Here is a 22,183-nt window from a genome sequence, read left to right on the forward strand (position 1 = left end):
GGACCGGATCCCGGTCGCGTCCGGAACCGTGTTCCTGCCGGAACCGGTGCCTACTTCGTCAGGCCGAACAGCTCGAGGGGATGCGTGAGGCGCCACCAGAAGCTCGGACCGTTCAAGGCCGTGCGCAGTTCCAGCGGCACCGAGGTGGAGTCCAGCGGCCCCTTGAGGCTGAGCGTGCCCGCCTTCTCGCCGGCCTTCCACTCGTCGCCGAGAGAGAACTTCGTGGTCGCCGTCGCGGAGGCGCCGTTCCACAGCACGACCCGGGCGTTCTCAGCGGCCACGACCTGGGTGGTCTCGCCCCACGCCGTGTCGACGGTGCCGAGGGTCGCACCCTTCTCCACCGTCTGCGGCTGGTCCTTCAGGGCCGCCTCGAGGCCCGCGTACAGAGCCCGCGAGGCGTCGACCCGACCCGCATCGCTGTCCTGCCCGAGGGCCGCGACGTAGATCCGCACGGTGGCGTCGCCGTCCGGCACGTCCTTGGCCGAGAGCAGGTTGTAGCGGGTGTCGGCGCCGTCGCCGATCGTGCCGGTCTTGATTCCCACGATGCCGGCGTCGTCGATGAGCCCGTTGGTGTTCTTCACGACGCCCGCGCCGGGCAGTTCGACGCTCTTCTGCTTTACGATCCCGGCGATCACCGGGTTCTTCTCGGCGATCTGACCGAGCTGGATGAGTGCGCGCGGGGTCGCCACATTCCCGAAGTCGAAGCCGGAGGGGGTCACGACCGTGATGTCGGCGAGGTCGTGCTGGCTCAGCCACTGATTCGCAGCGGCCGCGTAGTTCTCATCCGAGCCCCACACCTCGCGGGCGAGACGGTCGGCGTAGTTGTTCGCCGAGCCGAGCAGGATCCCCTCGTACAGCTGGTACTGCGTGAGGGATCCGCCCACCGGGACGTCGAGCGCAGACTGATCCTGGCGGAGGTAGTCCCAGTAGTCGTCGCTGTCGGCCTGCGTGAAGGCGAAGGACGGACCCTGCTCGCCGGCCTTGAGCGGCATCTTGTCGAGCGAGGCGAGCACCGTCACGAGCTTCGTGATGCTCGCCATCGGCGCGTGCTGCTCGGCGGAGGCGATGGTGCCGATGCCGGCGACGCCCACGGCGGCGCTGCCCGTCGCCGGCCACGCGGCGGCAGCGGCGGGTGCGGCGGCGGGCTGGAACGCGACCGGGGACGCGACGGGCTGCACGGCGTTGAGCGGCCAGAGCGCGGTCGTGGCGCCGTACGCGATGACGAGGGCGAGCACCCCGCCCAGCGGCAGCAGCACGGCCGGGCGGGCGAGGCTGCGATGCGGGGCGTCGTCCAGCAGTGCGCGGGACGATGCTGCGGCGGCCGCGGCACCGCCGGTGCCGACCCGGGCCACGTCGACCCAGGCGAGCGCCGCGGTCGGGGCGCGGTCGGGGCCGCGGACGAGCGATGCCGAAGGCAGCGGCTGTGCCGTGCGGGTCGCGGCGGCGGGACCGGCGGCAGGTGATGCTGCGGGGGCGGGCCCCGGCGACGCAACGGGAGCGGGCGACGCGATGGGAGCGGGCGACCCGGCGCGGGGAGGGGCAGTGGGCGCGGAGGGGGCTTCTGCCGGCGCGGGGAACAGCGGCTCCGCCACGGGCGTCTCAGACACAGGGAACAAGGGCGCGGGCTCGGCCGGCTCGGATGCGGCGGGGAACAGTGCTGCCGGTTCCGGTGCGCGCTCGTCGATGGCCGCGCGGGAGGCGTCGGCAGCGGGTGCGTCGGCGTCGGCGATCTTCGGATCGACCTGGGCGGCCCCCGGACCGTCGTCATTGTTCACCCCCCTACCGTATCTGGCGGCCCTGTCAACAGCCGGTATCGCGGGCGTTCTCCCGTCACGCCGTGTGACGAGACGGTCGCCGGTGCGGTCCGGCGGGGCTAGGATGGGCGAATCACCACGGGAGTCCGGCGAGCCGGGCTGAGAGGGAGCGAATCGCGCTTCGACCGTCGAACCTGATCCGGATCATGCCGGCGCAGGGAGGAGCATTTCTCATGCATGCATCTGCAACCGCACAGAACGTGAACAACAGCGGGGCGGTCGCACGCCGCCTGAACTGGCGCGTCGTCGACATCGTCGTGGCCGCCGTGCTCGGCGTCGCGATCGGCCTGGTCTTCTGGGTCTGGAACACCATCGGTTACGCCTGGTTCACCGCGGCCGATGGCCTCACCCCCGGCCTCGGCGGCGTCGCCGTCGGGATCTGGCTGCTCGGCGGCGTGGTCGGCGGGCTCGTGATCCGCAAGCCCGGCGCCGCACTCGTCGTCGAGGTCGTGGCGGCGATCGTGTCGATGCTGATCGGCAACATCTGGGGCGTCTCCACGGTGCTCGAGGGCATCGCGCAGGGCCTCGGCGCCGAACTGATCTTCGCGATCTTCCTGTACCGCCGGTTCTCGCTGCCCGTCGCCGCCCTCGCCGGCGTCGGCGCGGCCGCGGGCGCATGGCTGTTCGAGCTGTTCTACGGCAGCTCGCCGAACATCCTGAAGTCCGTCGAGTTCAACACGATCTACCTCGGCGCCCTGGTCGTCTCGGGCGCGCTGCTGGCCGGCGTCCTCGGCTGGCTGCTCGTGCGCGCCCTCGCCGCGACCGGCGCTCTGAGCCGCTTCGCCGCCGGACGCGAGCTCCGCCGCGAGGTCTGACATGACCGCGGGTGCCGCTCGCGTCGTCGCGGACGGGTGGGGCTGGCGCTACGCCGGCCGCCGCCTGCCCGCGGTCAGCGACGTGACGTTCACGATCGAGCCGGGGGAGCGGGTGCTCCTGCTCGGTGCGTCGGGCGCCGGCAAGTCGACGCTCCTGACCGGCATGGCGGGCCTCCTCGGCGACGCCGAGGAGGGGGAGAGCCGCGGATCCCTGCAGGTCGACGGATCCGACCCGGAGCGTCGGCGGGGCAGGATCGGCCTCGTCCTGCAGGATCCGGACGCCGGCGTCGTGCTGAGCAAGGTCGGCGACGACGTGGCCTTCGGCTGCGAGAACCTCGGCGTGCCCGCGGAAGACATCCCCGCCCGCGTCGCCGAAGCGCTCGACGCCGTCGGCCTCGACGTGCCGCTGGACCGGCCCACGGCCGCGCTCTCCGGCGGTCAGAAGCAGCGGCTCGCGCTCGCCGGAGCCCTCGCCATGCGACCGGGACTCCTGCTGCTGGATGAGCCGACCGCCAACCTCGACCCCGACGGCGTGCAGGAGATCCGCGCGAGCGTCGAGCGCGTCGTGGCCGCCACCGGCGCCACGCTCGTCGTCATCGAGCACCGCACCGCCGTGTGGGCGGAGCTGATGACCCGGGTGATCGTGGTCGGCGCGGACGGCGGCCTGCTCGCCGACGGAACCCCGGACGAGGTGTTCCTGGTGCATGGTGAGGCCCTGGCGGAAGCAGGCGTCTGGGTGCCGGGGCATCCTGTGGGCCTGCCGGCGCTGCCGGTGGTGGATCCCGCGTCGGAGGCGTCCGTCCTCACGACCCGTGGCCTCGCCGTCACCCGCGATCGGCGGCGGGCCGTGCAGACCGGACTCGACCTGGCCGTGCCGGACGGTGCGGCCACCGTGATCGTCGGCCCCAACGGGGCGGGGAAGTCGACGCTCGCGCTCACTCTCGCCGGACTCCTCGACGCTCTCGACGGCACCGTTCAGGCCGCGGAGGGCCTCCGCGGGCGACGCGGGCGGGATCCGATCCGCTGGACGTCGCGCGAACTGCTCACCCGCATCGGGATGGTGTTCCAGGATCCGGAGCACCAGTTCCTCACGCAGACCGTGCGCGACGAACTCGCGGTCGGACCGCGCGCGCTCGGCTGGGACAAGGAGCGGATCGACGCGGTCGTGGACGCCCTGCTGGAGCGGCTCGGGCTGACCGCGCTCGCCGCCGCGAACCCCTTCACGCTCTCGGGCGGGCAGAAGCGCCGGCTCTCGGTCGCGACCGTGCTCGCCGCCGCGCCCGCGGTGATCGTGCTCGACGAGCCGACCTTCGGGCAGGACCGTCGCGGCTGGATCGGCATCGTGAGCCTGCTTCAGGAGGAGATCGCCCGTGGCACGGCCGTCGTCGCCGTCACCCACGACGCCGACGTGATCCGCCATCTCGGCGGCCACCGGATCGAGCTGGCCGCATGACCACGGGCTTCGAAGCGCGCAAGACGCTCGATGCGTCGGCCGGGAGCAGCCATTCGGGCGCGTCGAATCCGGTGCGCGCCTGGATCGACGGGGTCAACCCTGTCACCCGGATCGTGCTGGCGCTGCTGCTGTCGGTGCCGCTGTTCGCGTCGATCGACGTCACGAGCGGGGTCGTCGCGATCGGGTTGCAGCTGCTGTGCATCCCCCTCACCGGGCTGCGGCTCCGCACGGTGCTGCGCCGGCTGGCGCTGCTTCTCGTGATCGCCCCTGTGGCCGGCGTGAGCATGCTGCTCTACGCGGCTCCGGGCGGGCAGGTGTTCTTCAGCTTCGGGTTCGCGCACATCAGTGAGGCATCGATCCAGCTCGCGATCGCCGTGTCGATCCGCGTCGTGGCGCTGGGGCTGCCGACGATCCTGCTGTTCGCCCGCACGGATCCGACCGAGCTCGCCGACGCCCTCGCCCAGGTCGCGCACCTGCCCAGCCGCTTCGTGCTGGGTGTACTGGCGGGCACCCGGATGCTCGGCCTGTTCCTGGACGACTGGCGCACCATGTCGCTCGCCCGCCGGGCGCGCGGGGTGGGGGACCGTGGTGCGCTGCGGCGGTTCTTCACGATGTCGTTCGTGCTGCTCGTGTTCGCCGTGCGGCGGGGCACCAAGCTCGCCCTCGCGATGGAGGCGCGCGGATTCGGATCCGACATCCCGCGCACCTGGTCCCGTCCGTCCCGGCTGTCCGGACGGGACGCGATCGCGCTCGCCGGAGGCGCGGCGATCATGGCGCTGTCGATCGCCGCCGCGGTGCTGCTCGGGACGTTCCGCTTCGTCTGGAGCTGATCGCTCAGGCGCTGGCAGCGAGGACGTCATGAATCACTCGCCGATTCATGACGTCCTCAGAGACTACTTCTTGCAGGGGACGTCAAAGATTGGATTTGATGTCACCCATCCAGCACCCGCATAGTAAACGTGCTGCACGCCGGTCCACAGTCCATTGGACTGTCGGGACCATTCCCAGTACTGAATAGGCCAAGGATTCCATTCAATCTGGCCGCTTGAGCCGCCGCAGGTCGGCAACATCTTGACCCTTAGTGCGGACAACGAAATCGATGGAGCCGAAAGCTCGCGTGATGCTTGCGGACTTTTGACGTCAGCGTACGACGCAGGTGATGCCAGTATTGCGACGCCGCACACAATTGCCGCGGCCGAAATCCACGCGAATATCTTCTTCATGACGATCTCCCTTGATCACTGTTTGTCGAGCATATGTCGAACCTACCGATTCGTCTGGAGCTGAGCGTCAGGCCCGCGCGGACGTGGATATCGTGGCCACATGCTCTCCCGCGCCGGGCGAGCCGGCGACCGCGAGAGGCACCACGAGCAGCTCCTCGATGCGGCGGCGCACGGTCTCGGCCATGTCGACGGACGTGGGATCCAGCAGCCACTGCAGCTGCAGGCCGTCCATGAGGGCGGTGAGCTCGGCGGCGGCGCGGTCCTCGTCGACGTGCGGGGCGAGGTGCCCTGCGACCCGTGCGTCGCGCAGGGCCTTCGCGGTGCCGGAGCGGATCCGCTGGTAGCGCCGGACGAAGTACTCGTGCGCGGGGTGCGAGGGGTCGGCGGCCTCGGCGGACAGCACGGCGTACAGGGCGATGATCCCGCCGACCTCGGTGTTGTGCCGGGCCAGATCGACCATGCCGCGCAGGATCCCGATGCCGTCCTGGCCCTGCGAGCCGTTGCGCCGGAAGCGCTCGCGATCCTCGAGATCCCTGGTCTCCAGCACCGCCTCCATGAGCGATTCCTTCGTGGGAAAGTGGTGCGCGAGCCCGGCGCGCGAGATCTCGCAGACCTGCGCGATCTCGAGCATCGTGGCGCTGTTGAAGCCGACGCGTCCGAAGAGAGCGGTCGCCGCCGCGATGATCCGCTCCCGCCGGGCGCGGCCCGTCGTGTATCCGCGTTCGGTCGTCATCGGTGTCCCATCGTATGCGTCGGCGGGGTGTCGTGCGGGGTTCTGCACGGTCCTGATCCATGGAGGAAAGGGCCTCCGGAACAAAAACCTACACTTGTGCCGGTTTTCATGCTAGCGTGCCTCTACCGGGCGAGCGGGGCAAGGACCAGCCCTGTCGGATCCGGTGAGCACGACCCGAACCCGTAGTCCCATCCCGAACCAAGGACTGACAATGTCGTCGACTTCTTCTGACGCCCCTGAGCTGCGTCCGCCCATCACCGAGACCACGTTCGTGGCCACCGCCTCCGGCGAGGACGACCCGCCCGCGCCGATCAAGGGCGTCCGGCGGCTGCTCGGCTGGATCATCCCCGCGAACTTCGCGATCTTCGTGATCTGGGGTGCCGTGCCCGGCATCCTGCTGCCGCATCAGATCGAACTTCTCTACCCGGACCCCAAGCAGAAGGTGGCGACGTTCGCGATCATCGCGACCGTCGGCGCCCTGTGCGCGCTGGTCGCGCAGCCCATTGCCGGACAGATCTCAGACCGCACCCGTTCGAAGTACGGGCGCCGCGCGCCGTGGATCCTGGTCGGAGCGCTCGCCGGAGGGCTCGCACTGACGGGGCTTGCGTTCGCCAACTCCTTCGTCGGCATCCTCATCGCCTGGTGCCTCGTCCAGGTCGGTTACAACATCGCACAGGGACCGCTGAGCGCGGTGCTGCCCGACCGGGTTCCGGTCGCCCGCCGTGGCACTTTCGCCGCGCTCTCCGGCATCGGGCTCATGGCCGGCGCGCTCGGCGGACAGGTCGTCGGCTCGCTGCTGTTCAACAGCATGGTCGCGGGCTACATCTTCTTCGCGGTGTTCGCCCTCATCGTGCTGGGGCTCTTCGTCGCCTTCAACCCTGACCACCCCAGCACGAACTTCGCGAGGGAGCCGTTCCGTTTCGGGGACTTCATCAGCACGTTCTGGGTCAACCCCGTCAAGCATCCCGACTTCTTCTGGGCGTTCACGGGACGGCTGCTTCTCTACACGGGCTACTTCGGTGTCACGGGCTACCAGCTCTACATCCTCAGCGACTATCTCGGCGTGAAGGAGCCCAACACGGTCATTCCCCTGCTGGGGATCATCGGCCTCGTCGGCACGATCGTGGCAACCATCATCTCTGGTCCGCTCTCCGACAAGGTAGGCCGCCGCAAGCCGTTCGTCTTCGGCTCCTCGGTGGTCATGGGAGTCGCCCTCGCGCTGCCTTGGGTGTGGCCGAACTTCACCTCGTGGCTGATCATGACGGCGATCATCGGCTTCGGCTTCGGCATGTTCCAAGCCGTCGACACCGCGCTGATGAGCCAGGTGCTGCCCTCTGCCAAGTCGTTCGCAAAGGACCTCGGCGTCGTCAACATCGCCGCCACCCTGCCGCAGACCTTCGCCCCCGGCATCGCCGGTGCGATCGTGCTCGCGTTCGGCTACGCAGCGCTCTTCCCGATCGGCATCGTGCTCAGCATCCTCGGCGCGATCTGCGTCTGGTTCATCAAGGCCACCAAGTAAGGAACGAGAGACATGACGGACACCGTGAACGAGGCCGTGCTGCCCTACCGCGACGCCTCCCTGCCGATCGACGAGCGCGTCGAGGATCTGCTCGGCCGGATGGAGCTCGCCGACAAGGTCGGGATGCTGTTCCACACCATGGCGGCCTTCGCCGAGCTCGACGAGGGCAACCCCACCTTCGGACTCCCCTCGATCGCGTCGATGGTGCGCAAGCGCCGGATGAGCCACTTCAACCTGCTCGGCGCCGCCCCCGGCGGTCGTGAGTTCGCCGCCTGGCACAACGCCCTGCAGCGGATGGCGCTGGACACCCCGCTCGGCATTCCGATCACGCTGTCGACCGACCCGCGGCACTCGTTCAGCGACAACCCGCTCACCTCGCTCATGGCGGGGCCGTTCTCGCAGTGGCCGGAGACGCTCGGCTTCGCGGCCCTCGGATCCCCGGAGCGCCTCGAGCGCTTCGCCGACATCGCGCGGCAGGAGTACCTCGCGGTCGGCCTGCGGGTCGCGCTGCACCCGCAGATCGACCTCGCCACCGAGCCGCGCTGGTCGCGGATCGCGGGGACCTTCGGCGAGGACGCGGACCTCACCTCGCGACTCGTGGTCGGCTACATCCGCGGCTTCCAGGGCGAGGAGCTCGGGGCGGACTCGGTCGCGACGATGGTCAAGCACTTCCCGGGTGGCGGTCCGCAGCTCGACGGCGAGGACCCGCACTTCGCCTGGGGCAAGGAGCAGGTCTACCCGGGCGACGCGCGGGACTACCACCTGCGTCCGTTCATCGCGGCGATCGGCGCCGGCGCCACCCAGATGATGCCCTACTACGGGCAGCCCGTCGGCACCGACTGGGAAGAGGTCGGCTTCGGCTTCAACAAGGGCGTGCTCACGGACCTGCTGCGCGACGAGCTCGGCTTCGAGGGCATCGTCTGCACCGACTGGGGCCTGCTCACCGACGTCGTCGTGTTCGGCGCCGACATGCCCGCCCGCGCCTGGGGCGTCGAGCACCTCACCAGGCCGCAGCGCATGGTCAAGGCCCTCGACGCGGGCATCGACCAGTTCGGCGGCGAGCTGTGCACCGAGGAGCTCCTCGGGCTCGTCGAGCGCGGCGAGGTCTCCGAGGACCGCCTCGACGTGTCCGTGCGGCGGCTGCTGCGCGAGAAGTTCCGGCTCGGCCTGTTCGAGAACCCGTTCGTCGACGAGGAGAGCGCGGAGGCCGTCGTCGGCCGGGCCGACTTCGTCGCCGAGGGCCTGGACGCGCAGAGCGACTCGCTCACACTGCTCACCAACACCGACGCGATCCTGCCCCTCACCCGGGGCGTGAAGGTCTACGCCGAGGGCGTGGCCGCCGAGACGCTCGCCGCCTACGCGACCGTCGTCGAGACCCCGGAGGAGGCCGACGTCGCGATCCTGCGCATCAAGGCCCCCTTCGAGGACCGCGATCGCGGCGGGTTCAGCGACCTGTTCCACTCGGGATCGCTGGAGTTCCCGGCCGAGGAGCACACGCGCCTGACCGCGATCGCCGAGTCGGTGCCCACCGTGATCGACGTCTACCTGGACCGTCCCGCGGTCCTCGGAGGCCTCGAGGAGTCGGCCCGCGCGGTGCTCGCGGACTACGGCGCCTCCGACGCGGCTGTGCTGCGCGTGCTGTTCGGCGAGCGCGGACCGCAGGGTGCGCTGCCCTTCGATCTGCCTCGTTCGGACGCGGCGGTCGCGGCCAGCCGCACCGATGTGGCGTTCGACACCGAGAACCCGACCTTCCGGTTCGGACACGGTCTGCGGTACTGACGCCCCTTCTGCCCCGGGCGCTCCGAGAACTCGGGGCGCCCGGCACCACGAACGCGGCCTCCTCCGGGAGGCCGCGTTCGGCGTTTCGAGCGGTAGCGGGATCCCGATCCGGCTCGCGTCCGGATGAGGTTCCCACCCGGGGTCGTTGAGCGAAGACGCCGAAGGAGCCCCTGGGGGATCCTGTCTCGTCCCTTCGATCGATCTTTCGATCAACCTTGTGCACGATGGCACGGGGCGCGTGCGGCGATGGACTGGAGGCATGTCAGATCCCGCTGTGCGCTCGCGCCTCTCCGATGCTCTGACCTCGCGCCGCGGCGCGTGGATCTCGCTCGGGCTCGTCCTTCTCCTCATGGTCCTCCTGTTCGGCGCCTTCGGCTCGGCCAAGGCTCCCGGCGGCAACGCGCAGGCGCCCGTCTCATCGGAGTCGACCCGGGTCTCCGAGCTCCTGAAGACCTTCCCGAACGCCGATCGGCAGTCGGTGCTCGTCGTGGCATCGAGGGAGGACGGTGCGGCGCTGTCGGAGGCGGACCTGGCAGGGCTGAAGGAGCTGGTCCCCGTGCTGGGCGCCCGCGCGGCGGCGGACCCGTCGGGACCCGTGGTCAGCGATGACGAGAAGGCCGCGGTGATCATCACACCGATCACGACGTCGGACGCCAACGCCGAGAACGCGAAGGCGATCGCGGCGCTGCGCTCCGACGTCGCCGCGCACGCGCCGGACGGCCTCGAGCTGCAGGTCACCGGAGGCCCCGCCTTCGGCGCTGATGTCGCGTCCTCGTTCGAGGGTGCCGACTTCACGCTGCTGATCGTCACGATCCTCATCGTCGCGATCCTGCTCATCGTCACCTACCGCTCGCCGATCCTGTGGCTGATCCCGCTCGTGGTCGTCGCGCTGGCGGACGGACTCGCGGGCCGGATGACCGCGGCGGCCGGATCCGCGTGGGGCCTGCAGTTCGACGCCGGCATCATCAGCGTGCTGGTCTTCGGCGCCGGCACGAACTACGCGCTGCTCCTGATCTCCCGCTACCGCGAAGAGCTGCAGCAGGAGCCGGATCACCGTCGCGCACTCAGCACCGCCTGGCGGAAGACGGCACCGGCGATCCTCGCCTCGAACGTCACGGTCGTGCTCGCGCTGCTGACACTCGTGCTGGCCGTAATCCCGGGGACGCACGGGCTCGGGATCTCCTCGGCGATCGGGCTGCTGATCGCGCTCGGATCGGTGCTGTTCCTGCTCCCGCCGATCCTCGCCGTGTGCGGCCGGAAGGTGTTCTGGCCGTTCGTGCCGCGTCCCGGCGACGAGCGTCGGCAGGGACGGGTCTGGCGCGGGATCGCGGGAGGCGTCGTGAAGCGCCCGGTCGTGGCGCTGCTCGCGGGTGGCGCGCTCCTCGCCGTGATGGCCGCGGGCCTGTTCGGCACCGCGGTCGGGCTCGACCAGGTGGAGAAGTTCCGCGTGCCGTCGGAGTCGGCGGCCGGGCTCCAGGTGTTCTCCGCGCATTTCCCCGCGGGCGAGGCGCAGCCGATCCTCGTCGTCGCCGACACGGCGCAGGCTCAGGACGTCGTCACCGCGGCGAAGGACGTCGAGGGGGTCGTGCGCGTGCAGCCGGTCGGCACCACGGCGGACGGAGACCTCACGAAGATCATGGTGACGAGCGAGTACGCGCCGAGCACCGCGAAGAGCCTGAGTCAGATCACCCAGCTGCGCGACGCCGTGCACGCCGTGCCGGATGCGCACGCGGTGGTGGGCGGGGCGGTCGCGACCGACCTCGACGCCCGCGCCGGCAACCAGCAGGATCTGCTGCTCATCGCGCCCCTCGTGCTGCTGGTCAGCTTCCTCGTGCTGCTGGTCCTGTTGCGCTCGGTCGTGGCACCCGTGCTCCTGCTCGTCGTGAACCTCGCCAGCGCGCTCGCCGCGATCGGTGCGGGAGCGTGGCTGAGCCGGGTGCTGTTCGGCCAGCACGCGCTGGATCTGCAGGTGCCGCTGCTCGCATTCCTGTTCCTCGTCGCACTGGGCATCGACTACACGATCTTCCTCGTGCACCGCGCCCGCGCCGAGGCCGCCGCGCATGGCACGAGAGCCGGTATGGTCGAGGCGATCGCGCACACCGGCGGCGTGATCACGAGCGCGGGCATCGTGCTGGCCGCGGTGTTCGCCGCGCTCGGGGTGCTGCCGCTCGTGACCCTCGGACAGCTCGGCCTGATCGTCGGCGTCGGCGTGATCGTCGACACGCTCGTGGTGAGGACGGTGATCGTGCCCGCGATCTTCGCCCTCGTCGGGGACCGGATCTGGTGGCCAGGACGCCTGCGGCGCTCGCCGCAGGTCAAGGCGTCCACGGAGACGGATCCCGACCGGGACCTCGTCTCCTCGCCTCCTCGGGGTCGTTGAGCGAAGCCCTGAGGCGCGTCCCTCCTCGGGGTCGTTGCGCGAAGACGCCGCAGGCGACTGAGACGAAACGCGGTGCGCCGACGGATCCGATCCGCGAGCGCACCGCGTTTCGTCTCGCTTCGCTCGCTCAATGACCCCGGTCTCGCTTCGATCGCTCGACGACGCCGGAAAGTGGGCGGGGCGTCAGGCGGCGGGCAGCCAGAGGGTCATCCGCACGCCGTCCTCGGGCAGGTGCAGCACCTCGTAGCGGCGGGCGGTGACGGCGCCATCGGCAGAGCGCACGTGCGTGATGTCGCCGCGTCGGCGCTGCACGAGATGTCCGCTCCACCAGGTGCGGAACAGGGGACTCTGCGCGCTCAGTTCCGCGACGAGCGCGACGAGCTGCGGATCCTGCAGATCGTCGACGTTCGCCGCGCGCAGGTGCGCCACCGCGCCGCGCGCCAGGTCCTCCCACTCCACGAACGTCGTGCGGGCCCGCGGGTCGAGGAGCAGGGAGCGGCAGGTGTTGCGCTGAGCGGGCGGGAGCTCGGCGAGCCCTTCGTGCAGCGCGAGCCCCTCCGGGTTCGCTGCCACGACCGTGCTGAGACGGTCGAGCACATAGGCCGGGTTGGGGCGCACCGCATCGACCAGCATCGTCATGCGCGCCACGAGGGCGTCGTCGACGGAGGGAGAAGCCGCGGGCTCGGGGCGCGCTGTGGCGGGGTGGGCATCGCGCAGCCGGTGGAGGTGGTGGGTGGCGTCGGGGTCGAGCCGGAGCGCGCGGGCGAGCGCATCGAGCACGGCATCGCTGGGGTGCGTCTCGCGTCCCTGCTCGAGGCGCGTGTAGTAGTCGGCACTGATGCCGGCGGAGGTCGCGACCTCCTCGCGACGCAGGCCCGTCGTGCGGCGACGCGCGCCGGGCCGCGGCGCCTCGGTCTCCAGCCGGGCGTCCGTGCGCCGGGCGCGGAGGAAGTCTCCGAGTGCGTTCGACATCCGCGGCCTCCTGGATCCTTCCCCTCGGCGAGCGCCGCCGAACGAGGGTGCGGCGCTCCTAGGAAGACTACGGTCTTCCCCGCGGTGCGCCGAACCGGAACGCTGGGATCCACGACCCCCGAAGCAGAGGAGAGCCGATGGCCGCCTACACCCACGGACACCACGATTCGGTGCTGCGATCGCACCGCTGGCGCACTGCGCAGAACTCGGCCGCGCACCTGCTGCCGCACCTGCGTCCGACGGATCGCCTGCTCGATGTGGGCGCGGGACCCGGCACGATCACGGCGGACCTCGCGGGGCTGGTCGCGGAGGTGGTCGCCACGGAGATCGGCGCGGAGGAGCTGCAGCTCAGCCGCACCACGGCGGCCGAGCGCGGCGTGACGAACATCGAGTTCCGCGTCGCCGACGTGCATGCTCTGGACTTCCCCGATGACAGTTTCGACGTGACGCATGCGCACCAGGTGCTGCAGCATGTCGCGGATCCGGTGCAGGCGCTGCGCGAACTGGCCAGGGTGACGAAGCCGGGCGGGATCGTCGCCGTGCGCGACAGCGACTATGGCGGCTTCCGCTGGTGGCCCGCCCTGCCGGCGCTGGACACCTGGCTCGATCTCTACCGCACCGCGGCCCTGGCGAACGGAGGGGAGCCCGACGCCGGCCGGGTGCTGCTGTCGTGGGCGCACGCGGCGGGGCTCACCGATGTCGTGGCGACCTCGAGCACCTGGTGCTACGCGAATGAGGAGGACCGCGCGTGGTGGGGCGGCATGTGGGCGGACCGGATCCTCGATTCCGCGATCGCGCCCCAGCTCCTGGATGCGGGAGCGGCGACCCCTGAGGATCTGCAGCGGGTCAGCGACGGCTGGCGCGAGTGGGCCGCGAGCGAGGACGGCTGGCTCTCGCTCCTCCACGGCGAGATCCTCTGCCGCGTGTGACCCGCCCCCTCGCGGGCAGCCCCGCCCCGCCCCCGCCGTCCTCTACTTCCGAGTCGTCCCCGTGAACGCACGCCGTGGGGTCCGCTGGCGGGGACGACCCGGAAGTGGGGGAGCCGCCATCTTCGAGTCGTCCCTAGGAGCGCACGCCGTGGGGTCCGCTGGCGGGGACGACCCGGAGGTGGGGGAGTCGCCATCTTCGAGTCGTCCCTGTGAGCGCACGCTATGGGATCCGCTGGCGGGGACGACTCGGAAGAAGAGTGGGGCGCGGGGAGGGTTCAGGCGTCTGCGGCGGAGATCGACGGGCGCTCGGACTCCTGCGTGGCCGCCCAGGACGCGAGCAGCGCGAGACCCTCGGCCGACGGCGAACCCGGCTCCGCCGTGTAGACGAGGAGCACGTTGCCGGGCTCGGCCGTGATCGCCAGCTCCTCATACGCGAGCGTCAGGTCGCCCACGACCGGGTGGTGGAAGTGCTTGGTGCCGGCCCCGTGGCGACGCACATCGTGCTCGGCCCACAGTCGGCGGAAGACCTCGCTCCGGGTGGACAGTTCGCCGACGAGCTCCTGCAGCGCGGTGTCGTGCGGATCCCGCCCCGCCTCCGCCCGCATCACGCCCACGCACATGTGCGCGAACAGATCCCACTCGGGGTAGAAGTCACGGGCGGCCGGATCCAGGAACTGGAATCGGGCGAGGTTCGGGGTGCGCCCGCCGTCTCCGATCACGGGGGAGTAGAACGCCCGGCCCAGGGCGTTGGTGGCGAGCAGGTTCTGCCGCGGATCGCGCACGAACGCCACCCCATCGGTGATAGACGACAGCGCCCACTGCAGGCTCGGACGCAGCGGCGCCGGGCGCCCGCTGCCACGCCGGCGCGCACGACCGCTGGTCGGGATGCCGTCCGCGGCGCGAGCGAGGTCGAGGAGATGGGCGCGCTCGGCGTCGTCGAGCTGCAGCGCGTCGGCGAGCGCGTCGAGCACCGCCGCCGAGGCTCCGGCGATCGCGCCGCGTTCGAGTTTCGCGTAGTACTCGACGCTGACGCCGGCGAGCGCGGCCACCTCGCTCCGGCGCAGACCCTCCACACGGCGGTTCGCGCCCGCGGGCAGCCCAGCGGCCTCGGGGGAGACACGAGCGCGGCGGGTCATGAGGAACTCGCGCACCTCGGCTCTGTTGTCCATGCACAGCAGGTTAGGCCGATCCCGGCACCGGAGGGAGGCCCTGCCGGTACACCCCTCGACAGGGACTCCCACCGGTGCGGAATCGAGCGGAGAGTGGTGTCCATGAACCGCTCCGACCTCGGATCCGCCGCTCCGCCCATGGCCTCGAGACTGCTGCCGTCGCTGCTGCTCCTGCTCACGGTGTTCGGTCCGATCTCGATGGACCTCTACCTGCCGGCGCTCCCCGCCCTCACCCGCGAACTCGGAGCCGCGACCTCGATCGCCCAGCTGACCGTGACCGCGTGCCTCATCGGGCTCGCACTCGGCCAGCTCATCGCGGGCCCCCTCTCGGACCGCTTCGGACGACGGGGGATCCTGCTGATCGGGGTCGCGGCCTACATCGGCACCTCCCTGCTCTGCGCGGCCGCGCCCTCCGTCGGCCTGCTGATCGCGGCCCGTCTCGTGCAGGGCCTGGCCGGAGGCGTCGGGATCGTGATCGCGCAGGCCGCAGGCCGCGACGTGTACGCCGGCGGGGCCCTCATCCGCTTCTACGGCCGTCTCACGGTGGTGGGCGGGTTCGCCGCGATCGTCGGACCGCTCCTCGGCGGCGCGCTGAGCACGGTCGCCGACTGGCGCGGACTGTTCCTGTTCCTCGCCGTGATCGGATCCGCGATCCTGCTGATCACCCTGCTCGTCTTCGGGGAGACCCTTCCCGCTGCCGACCGCACGGTCGGCGGGCTGGGGCGCACGCTGCAGGACTTCCGCACGTTGCTGGCGGATCGGATCTTCCTCGGCGCGGTGCTGAGCCAGGGCTTCCTGTACGCGGCGGTGTTCGCCTACCTCGCCGGCGCGACCTACGTGCTTCAGGACATCTACGGCCTGACGCCGCAGGGGTACGCCCTCGCATTCGGCGCGAACTCGGCGGGCTTCATGGTGTTCGGCTACGTCGCGGGCCGCGCCGCCGAGCGGTGGAGCGTCCGCGGAACGCTCACCGCCGGAATCGCGATCACCGGCCTGGGCGCCCTCGGACTGCTGGCCGCCGGGATCGCCCAGATGCCGCTCTGGGTCGTGCTCGTCTCGCTCTTCGCCCTCGCGAGCGGCGTCGCGACGGCATCACCGCCGGCGACCACACTCGCGCTCGTGGAGTATCCGCAGATCGCGGGCACCGCCTCGTCGCTGCTCGGGATGGTCCGATTCGGGTTCGGAGGCATCGCCGCCCCGCTCGTGGGCATCGCGGGCGCCGCCAGCATCCTGCCGCTCGGACTGGTCACCGTGGCCGCGACCGTCCTCGCCGCGGTCTCGTTCGCGGTGCTCGCCCGCCCCCGCCCGGGCAGCGCCGCTGCTCCCGGGCTCGGCGGCCCTTCCACCACCACCACTGCCACCGTCACCACCGCACACTGAGGAGAACCATCATGCGTGGAGTCGTCATGCACGCCCCGGGCGATGTCCGGACCGAAGAGCTCGAGATGCCCGTCATCCTCGAACCGACCGACGCGATCATCCGCGTCACCGCCACCTGCATCTGCGGGTCCGACCTGTGGCCCTACCGCGGCGCCGAGGCGATCCGCGCGGGCGGTCAGCGCATGGGCCACGAGTACGTCGGGATCGTCGAGTCGGTCGGCGGCGAGGTGGCCCGGATCCGACCAGGGGACTACGTCGTCGGATCCTTCGTCGCGAGCGACAACACCTGCGAGATCTGCGCGGCGGGCTATCAGTCCCGCTGCGTGCATCAGGTGATGATGGGCTCGGTCGGCACGCAGGCGCAGTACGCGCGGATCCCGCTCGCCGACGGCACGCTCGTCGTGACGCCGGGGGAGCCGCCCGCCGACCTCGTCCCCTCGTTGCTCGCGGCGTCGGACGTGCTCGGCACCGGCTGGTTCGCCGCGGTCGCCGCGGAGGCCGGTCCCGGCAAGACCGTCGTCGTGGTCGGCGACGGCGCGGTCGGGTTGCTGGGCGTTCTGGCGGCGAGGCAGCTCGGCGCGGAACGGGTCATCGCGATGTCCCGCCACGCCGATCGCCAGGCACTCGCCCGCCGTTTCGGCGCGACCGACATCGTGAGCGAGCGCGGCGAGGAGGGCGTCGCGCGGATCAAGGAGCTGACGGGCGGCCTCGGAGCGCACTCGACGATCGAGGCCGTCGGCACTCAGGAGTCGATGGAGCAGGCGATCCGCGCCACGCGCGCCGGCGGGCACATCGGCTTCGTGGGCGTGTCCCACGACGTCGCGCTCGACGGGGCGGAGGTCTTCTTCTCGAGCGTGCACCTGCACGGCGGCCCGGCGCCGGTGCGCCGCTTCCTGCCCGAGCTCGTGGATCTCATCTTCGAGCGGCGCATCGACCCCGGTGCCGTGTTCGACCTGACGCTGTCGATCGAGGACGCCGCCGACGGCTACCGCGCGATGGACGAGCGCCGCGCCACGAAGGTCCTGCTCACGACCGAGTGAGGCCCGGCGGATCCGTCCGGCTCGTGGGCTCGCCGGTGCCCCGGTGGATCCGCCCGGCTCGCCGGTGACCCCCGCATTCCGGTCGTCCCCGTGAGCGCACGCCATAGGGTCCGCTCACGGGGACGACCCGGATGTACGGCGAGACCAGATTCCGGTCGTCCCCGTGAGCGCACGCCATAGGGTCCGCTCAGGGGGACGACTCAGAGAAGAAGAAGTGACAACAGAGGAGAAGCCGACATGAACATCGAATCCGCCGTGCCCACGGTCAGGAACCCGCCGGAGCAGTTCCACGGCGATGTGTGGCTGGACCGCATCGCCGCACCGCACGAAGCCGACCAGCGCATGACCGTCGCCCTGGTGCGGTTCGCACCCGGCGCCCGCACGGCGTGGCACTCGCACGCCCGCGGGCAGTATCTGCGCGTGACGAGCGGCGTCGCCCTCGTCGGCGATCGGGAGGGACACGTCGTCGAACTGCATCCGGGGCGGACGCTCTACACCCCTCCCGGTCAGGACCACTGGCACGGTGCCACCGAGGACTGCTTCATGGAGCACCTCGCGATGCTCGAGGCAGGCGAGGATCCCGCCACCACGACGATCTGGAAGGAGCACGTCGCGGAGGCGGAGTACGCCCGGTCCCGCGCCGAGTGACGCTGCCGCCGTCCGTCGCGTCCGCCCCAGCTCCGGGTCGTCCCCGTGAGCGGACGCCAGGGGATCCGCCGGCGGGGACGACCCGAAGGTGGGGCGTCACCACGAGGGAGTCGTCCCCGTGAGCGCACTCCATAGGGTCCGCTGGCAGGGACGACTCGAAAGTGGGGGAGTCACCACGGAGGAGTCGTCCCCGTGAGCGCACGCCATAGGGTCCGCTGGCGGGGACGACTCGGAAGTGGGGAGCGAAAACCGGCGCACACGGTTCCTGGCCGACGCCTCAGGTCGCGTCCCAGAGATCGCGGTAGTAGGCGAGGCGCTCGCGATCCGGCTCCAGGCCGTAGGCCTCGATGAGGAGGTCCTCGTATCCGGGGCCGTAGTTCCACTCGGTGCTCATCGAGGCGACTGCGATGTCGGCCCAGCGGTCGGCGGTTCCGAGCAGGGCGAGGTCGACATGCGCGATGCCGCGACCGGTGTCGTCGAGCAGGGTGTTCGGCACGCAGGCGTCGCCGTGGCAGACGACGAGGCGGTCGATCGCCGGGGCCGCGTGCAGGCGTTCCGGCACCACGATCCCGCGCTCCGCGGCGTTCGCGATCCGGTCCTCGACGCTCCAGCTCCACGCGCATTCCGCGACCGGCAGCGCCTCGTGCAGCCGTCGCAGCGCGGATCCGACCGCGGGCACCGCGGTCTCCGGCCGGGCGATCCAGGACGGATCCACGGCGCTGCGCCCGGGGATCGACGCCGTCACGAGCCACTCGTGCGTCCGGTCCTCGCCCTGATCCAGGACCTGCGGCACGAGGGTCCACGCGCTCGCCCAGCGCATCCGCTCGGCTTCCGCGCGCATCGTCGACTCGCGATGCCGTGGCCCCCACTTCAGGTAGCGGCCGTCGTCACTGCGGAACGTGAACCCGCCGATCCCGTTCTCCCACACCGGTGTGAGGGCGGCGGATCCGGCCAGCTCCCGCACGCGATCGGGAACGGTCACGTCGTCGGCGGGAATGCTCATGGATCCATCCTGCCGCTACAGGGGAGACGGAGAGCCGGCGACGCCGGCTCTCCGTCTCCCGACCTGGGGCCCGTCAGGGCGTCCGGCGACCCGTGATCGACCGGAGCAGCCAGGCGATCACCGCGAGGACGAGCAGCACCAGACCGACCCAGAGCAGGAAGTTCAGGGACTGCACGAGACCACCCGTGATGGCCAGGATGATGGCCACGACGATGATGATGACGAAGAGGATGTTCATGACGGACTCCTTCCAGGCGTCGCTGTTGCGACCGCCGACCCACCGTAGGCGGGGACGATCAGCGCTGCACAGGGGCTTGACGGCGGGGGCTTCCGGATGGCAAGGGCTGTCGTCTCATACCGGTCCGTCGCCGGCGAGGGGCTGCGGCGAGGCGCTCTTCACGGCCTCCAGCACGTCGGCGACGGAGGCGTAGCGGATCCGCTCGGCGACGGGCTGCAGCCAGATCACCTCGACCTGCGCCGCCGAGACCCGGCTCACGCAGGCGACCGTGTGCCGCGCGTCGGTGCGGTCGAAGCCGTCGTCCAGGATTAGCCATTCGTTCTCCGTGAGCCTGCGCATCTCGAAGCGGGCCGGTGTCGTCATCGACATCTCACTCCCCTCGTCCACGGACGAGCATGGGTCCTGCATCGACCCGCGTCACGGCTCTTGACAGCCCGGCCGGTGGGGTCTAGCGCTGCCGCAGGCGCGGCATCGACGACGAAGGCGGCGCTCGTCGCCCTCGCGCAGGTGCCTGCAGAGCGGCAGGAGCTGCCCAGGATCCGCGTCTGCGTGACGATCGTGTCCGTGACTCCCCGCCTGCCCATCGCAGACCATGATGTGGGGAGGGCGATACGCGGGAGCGACTCGAGGAGACGGTGGGCGAGATGGGCAGATTCAGCTACGAGGGCCGGACGCATGCGGATCTGGACGACCGTGCGCTGGCCCACGTGCAGATGGTGGTGGCCAACAAACTCCGCCGCGGGGAGCCGTTCTACTTCACCTGGAAGGACGACCCGAGCATCGGGCATGGGCGCACGTCCGTCTGGATCCATCCCTCCTGCAACATGGTCTTCACCTACCACGGCAGCCGTCGACCGCCCCTGAACCGGCTGTGGGTCGAGGCGCTCAGCCAGCTGGCGAACACGCCGGGAGGACTCCGGCTGATCCCCGAGCCGACGCAGGTCGACGAGATGCAGGTCGACGACAGCAGCCAGATCCAGTGACGGCGCGGCGCTCCCGTGCTCCCCGCACCCGGGTGCGGGGCCGTAGGCTCGCATCGACGACGATCCCCGCCGACTGCGCCATCGGATCCTGATCCGTGTGCGCGCAGCGTGCGTGCGGGGTGAGACGCAGACTCACGTAAGCTGAGACTCAGTCGCAGACCTTGAAAGAGGCCGTGCCGTCTCATAGGAACAGAGCTGTTCGAAAGGAGTGGGCAATGCAGATCCAGGGATCCGGAGCCCTTGTCACCGGCGGTGCCTCGGGGCTGGGCCTCGCCACCGCGCGCCGCCTCGCCGCCGCCGGTGCGACCGTCACGATCATCGACCTGCCGAGCTCGAAGGGTGCCGAGATCGCGGAGGAGCTGGGCGGCGTCTTCGCCCCGGCCGACGTGACGAACCCCGACGAGGTGGCCGCCGCCGTCGCCGCCGCACAGGCCGCCGCCCCGCTGCGCATCGTGGTGAACTGCGCCGGCATCGCCCCGCCCGCCAAGGTGCTGGACCGCGACGGCAACCCGGCCGACCTCGCCGGCTTCGAGCGGATCGTCCGGATCAACCTCGTGGGCACGTTCAACGTGATCTCGCAGGCCTCCGCCGTCATCTCGAAGAACGAGCCTCTGGACGGCGGCGACCGCGGCGTCATCGTGAACACGGCGAGCGTCGCGGCCTTCGACGGCCAGATCGGACAGCCCGCGTACTCCGCGTCGAAGGGGGGCGTGCACGCCATGACGCTGCCGATCGCACGCGAGCTGGCCCGCTACGGCATCCGCGTGTGCACGATCGCCCCCGGCATCATGGAGACCCCGATGCTCGCGGGCCTGCCCCAGGCCGCGCAGGACTCGCTCGGCGAGCAGGTGCCCTACCCGGCCCGGCTCGGCCGCCCCGACGAGTACGCCTCGCTCGTGCAGCAGATCGTCCAGAACGGCTACCTGAACGGCGAGACGATCCGCCTCGACGGGGCGATCCGGATGGCGCCGAAGTAAGCGGATCCGGATCCGCCCGCCGACCCACGAACCCGAGGAAGACATGACCGAGACTGCGCTGACCACCGACAGGCCCCTCGCGGGCAAGACCATCCTGATGTCCGGCGGCAGCCGTGGCATCGGCCTCGCGATCGCGCTGCGTGCGGCGGCCGACGGCGCCAACATCGCGCTGCTCGCGAAGACCGACACCCCGCATCCGAAGCTCGAGGGCACGATCCACACCGCGGCGGAGCAGATCCGCGCGGCGGGCGGTCAGGCGCTGCCGATCCTCGGGGACGTGCGCGACGACGAGAGCGTGACCGAGGCCGTGCTGAAGACGCAGGGCGAGTTCGGCGGCATCGACATCGTCGTCAACAACGCGAGCGTGATCGACCTGTCGGGATCCCTCGACCTCGCCGCCAAGAAGTACGACCTCATGCAGGACGTCAATGTGCGCGGCACGTTCATGCTGTCCCGCGCCGCGGTCCCGGTGCTCAAGGACGCCCCGAACCCGCACATCCTGTCGCTGTCGCCGCCGCTCAACATCACGCCCCGCTGGCTCGGCGCGCACACGGGGTACACGCTCGCGAAGTACGGCATGACGATGGCGACGCTCGGTCTGGCGGCCGAGTTCGCGAAGGACGGCATCGCCGCGAACACGCTGTGGCCGCGCACGACGATCGCGACGGCCGCGGTGCAGTTCGCGCTGGGCGGGGACCGGATGATGAAGGTCAGCCGCACGCCCGAGGTGTACGCCGACGCCGCCTACGCCGTGCTCGCCCAGCCCGCCCGCGAGTACACCGGCCAGACGCTGATCGTGGAGGACGTGCTCGAGGCCGCGGGTGTCACGGACTTCTCCGGATACGCCGCCGTCCCCGGCACCCCCGACGACCAGCTGTTCCCGGACATCTTCCTCGACTGAGCCGGGCTCGGCCCGGGCGCTCTCGTGGTTTTGGGGCGCGCCTCTGCCGTTTGGGGCGCGTCCCGCCGGGGAGTCCGGGTGTGGTGCGCCCCAAAACGGGTGAGTGCGCCCCAAAACCGGGGCCGGGGGCCGGGGCCGGGAGCCGGATTCCGGGCGGGGTCCGGGGTCCGAAGTCCCGTTCCTCCTGGCTTTGGGGCGTGTCCCTGCCGTTCGGGGCGCGTCCCGCC

20 protein-coding genes and 1 riboswitch are annotated in these 22,183 nt (G+C 71.0%); of the genes, 13 read left to right on the forward strand and 7 right to left on the reverse strand.

The window, feature by feature from the left end:
• Positions 1–50: 50 nt before the first annotated feature.
• Positions 51–1,775: a D-alanyl-D-alanine carboxypeptidase family protein gene (locus ACIPY5_RS16435; RefSeq protein ID WP_400972503.1), complete on the reverse strand. Its 1,725-nt coding sequence runs from the start codon at positions 1,773–1,775 to the stop codon at positions 51–53.
• A 107-nt stretch (positions 1,776–1,882) separates the two neighbouring features.
• Positions 1,883–1,992, forward strand: a riboswitch (TPP riboswitch).
• Here ACIPY5_RS16435 and ACIPY5_RS16440 point away from each other — a divergent pair.
• The 3 genes from ACIPY5_RS16440 (at position 1,988) to ACIPY5_RS16450 (ending at position 4,912) form a co-directional block, all read left to right on the forward strand.
• Positions 1,988–2,629: an ECF transporter S component gene (locus tag ACIPY5_RS16440; protein ID WP_400972504.1), complete on the forward strand. Its 642-nt coding sequence runs from the start codon at positions 1,988–1,990 to the stop codon at positions 2,627–2,629. (Overlaps the previous riboswitch by 5 nt.)
• Before the next feature lies 1 nt (position 2,630).
• A complete protein-coding gene (locus tag ACIPY5_RS16445) occupies positions 2,631–4,082 on the forward strand; it encodes an ABC transporter ATP-binding protein (RefSeq protein ID WP_400972506.1) in 1,452 nt (483 codons plus the stop codon).
• Positions 4,079–4,912 (forward strand): energy-coupling factor transporter transmembrane component T family protein, encoded by an 834-nt coding sequence (locus ACIPY5_RS16450; RefSeq protein WP_400972508.1) that lies wholly within the window; start codon positions 4,079–4,081, stop codon positions 4,910–4,912. The genes ACIPY5_RS16445 and ACIPY5_RS16450 overlap by 4 nt, the downstream gene beginning before the upstream one ends.
• 460 nt (positions 4,913–5,372) lie before the next feature.
• On the opposite strand, the gene ACIPY5_RS16455 is transcribed toward ACIPY5_RS16450, so the two are convergent.
• Positions 5,373–6,038 (reverse strand): TetR/AcrR family transcriptional regulator, encoded by a 666-nt coding sequence (locus tag ACIPY5_RS16455; RefSeq protein WP_400972510.1) that lies wholly within the window; start codon positions 6,036–6,038, stop codon positions 5,373–5,375.
• Between the two features lie 211 nt (positions 6,039–6,249).
• On the opposite strand from ACIPY5_RS16455, the gene ACIPY5_RS16460 reads away from it, so the two are divergent.
• The 3 genes from ACIPY5_RS16460 to ACIPY5_RS16470 all read left to right on the forward strand — a co-directional run bounded on the left by ACIPY5_RS16460 (position 6,250) and on the right by ACIPY5_RS16470 (position 11,716).
• The gene (locus ACIPY5_RS16460) at positions 6,250–7,557 is read left to right on the forward strand and encodes an MFS transporter (RefSeq protein ID WP_400972512.1); all 1,308 of its coding nucleotides are present in this window, start codon (positions 6,250–6,252) and stop codon (positions 7,555–7,557) included.
• A 12-nt stretch (positions 7,558–7,569) separates the two neighbouring features.
• On the forward strand, positions 7,570–9,336 hold the full coding sequence (locus tag ACIPY5_RS16465) for a glycoside hydrolase family 3 protein (RefSeq protein ID WP_400972514.1): 1,767 nt from the start codon (positions 7,570–7,572) through the stop codon (positions 9,334–9,336).
• A gap of 259 nt (positions 9,337–9,595) precedes the next feature.
• Positions 9,596–11,716, forward strand: a complete 2,121-nt coding sequence (locus tag ACIPY5_RS16470) for an MMPL family transporter (RefSeq protein ID WP_400972517.1) — start codon at positions 9,596–9,598, stop codon at positions 11,714–11,716.
• A 183-nt stretch (positions 11,717–11,899) separates the two neighbouring features.
• Here ACIPY5_RS16470 and ACIPY5_RS16475 read toward each other — a convergent pair whose 3' ends face one another.
• Positions 11,900–12,688: a helix-turn-helix transcriptional regulator gene (locus ACIPY5_RS16475; RefSeq protein WP_400972519.1), complete on the reverse strand. Its 789-nt coding sequence runs from the start codon at positions 12,686–12,688 to the stop codon at positions 11,900–11,902.
• 137 nt (positions 12,689–12,825) lie between these two features.
• Here ACIPY5_RS16475 and ACIPY5_RS16480 point away from each other — a divergent pair, with 137 nt between their 5' ends.
• Positions 12,826–13,617 (forward strand): class I SAM-dependent methyltransferase, encoded by a 792-nt coding sequence (locus tag ACIPY5_RS16480; RefSeq protein ID WP_400972521.1) that lies wholly within the window; start codon positions 12,826–12,828, stop codon positions 13,615–13,617.
• 275 nt (positions 13,618–13,892) lie between these two features.
• Here the strand turns inward: ACIPY5_RS16480 and ACIPY5_RS16485 are convergent, their stop codons facing one another.
• On the reverse strand, positions 13,893–14,786 hold the full coding sequence (locus ACIPY5_RS16485) for a helix-turn-helix domain-containing protein (protein ID WP_309356969.1): 894 nt from the start codon (positions 14,784–14,786) through the stop codon (positions 13,893–13,895).
• Between the two features lie 102 nt (positions 14,787–14,888).
• Between ACIPY5_RS16485 and ACIPY5_RS16490 the strand changes: the two genes are divergently transcribed.
• From ACIPY5_RS16490 to ACIPY5_RS16500, 3 genes are all read left to right on the forward strand, one after another.
• Positions 14,889–16,166, forward strand: a complete 1,278-nt coding sequence (locus ACIPY5_RS16490; protein WP_400972523.1) for a multidrug effflux MFS transporter — start codon at positions 14,889–14,891, stop codon at positions 16,164–16,166.
• Between the two features lie 11 nt (positions 16,167–16,177).
• Entirely contained in the window at positions 16,178–17,206 is a 1,029-nt protein-coding gene (locus ACIPY5_RS16495; RefSeq protein WP_400972525.1) for a zinc-dependent alcohol dehydrogenase family protein, read from the forward strand.
• Between the two features lie 237 nt (positions 17,207–17,443).
• On the forward strand, positions 17,444–17,854 hold the full coding sequence (locus tag ACIPY5_RS16500; protein ID WP_400972527.1) for a cupin domain-containing protein: 411 nt from the start codon (positions 17,444–17,446) through the stop codon (positions 17,852–17,854).
• Between the two features lie 277 nt (positions 17,855–18,131).
• On the opposite strand, the gene ACIPY5_RS16505 is transcribed toward ACIPY5_RS16500, so the two are convergent.
• The 3 genes from ACIPY5_RS16505 to ACIPY5_RS16515 form a co-directional block, all read right to left on the reverse strand.
• Positions 18,132–18,857, reverse strand: coding sequence for a phosphotransferase (locus tag ACIPY5_RS16505; RefSeq protein WP_400972529.1), 726 nt, complete (start codon positions 18,855–18,857; stop codon positions 18,132–18,134).
• A gap of 73 nt (positions 18,858–18,930) precedes the next feature.
• On the reverse strand, positions 18,931–19,095 hold the full coding sequence (locus ACIPY5_RS16510; protein ID WP_309357531.1) for a hypothetical protein: 165 nt from the start codon (positions 19,093–19,095) through the stop codon (positions 18,931–18,933).
• A 114-nt stretch (positions 19,096–19,209) separates the two neighbouring features.
• The gene (locus ACIPY5_RS16515) at positions 19,210–19,464 is read right to left on the reverse strand and encodes a hypothetical protein (RefSeq protein WP_400972532.1); all 255 of its coding nucleotides are present in this window, start codon (positions 19,462–19,464) and stop codon (positions 19,210–19,212) included.
• Between the two features lie 275 nt (positions 19,465–19,739).
• On the opposite strand from ACIPY5_RS16515, the gene ACIPY5_RS16520 reads away from it, so the two are divergent.
• From ACIPY5_RS16520 to ACIPY5_RS16530, 3 genes are all read left to right on the forward strand, one after another.
• Positions 19,740–20,078, forward strand: coding sequence for an ATP-dependent DNA ligase (locus tag ACIPY5_RS16520; protein ID WP_309357535.1), 339 nt, complete (start codon positions 19,740–19,742; stop codon positions 20,076–20,078).
• A gap of 215 nt (positions 20,079–20,293) precedes the next feature.
• The gene (locus ACIPY5_RS16525; RefSeq protein ID WP_400972534.1) at positions 20,294–21,055 is read left to right on the forward strand and encodes an SDR family NAD(P)-dependent oxidoreductase; all 762 of its coding nucleotides are present in this window, start codon (positions 20,294–20,296) and stop codon (positions 21,053–21,055) included.
• 43 nt (positions 21,056–21,098) lie between these two features.
• On the forward strand, positions 21,099–21,956 hold the full coding sequence (locus tag ACIPY5_RS16530; protein ID WP_400972537.1) for an SDR family oxidoreductase: 858 nt from the start codon (positions 21,099–21,101) through the stop codon (positions 21,954–21,956).
• The last annotated feature ends 227 nt before the right edge of the window (positions 21,957–22,183 follow it).

The sequence above is a fragment of the Microbacterium sp. NPDC089698 genome (genome assembly GCF_044749045.1).
In the GTDB taxonomy this organism is placed as follows: Bacteria; Actinomycetota; Actinomycetes; order Actinomycetales; family Microbacteriaceae; genus Microbacterium.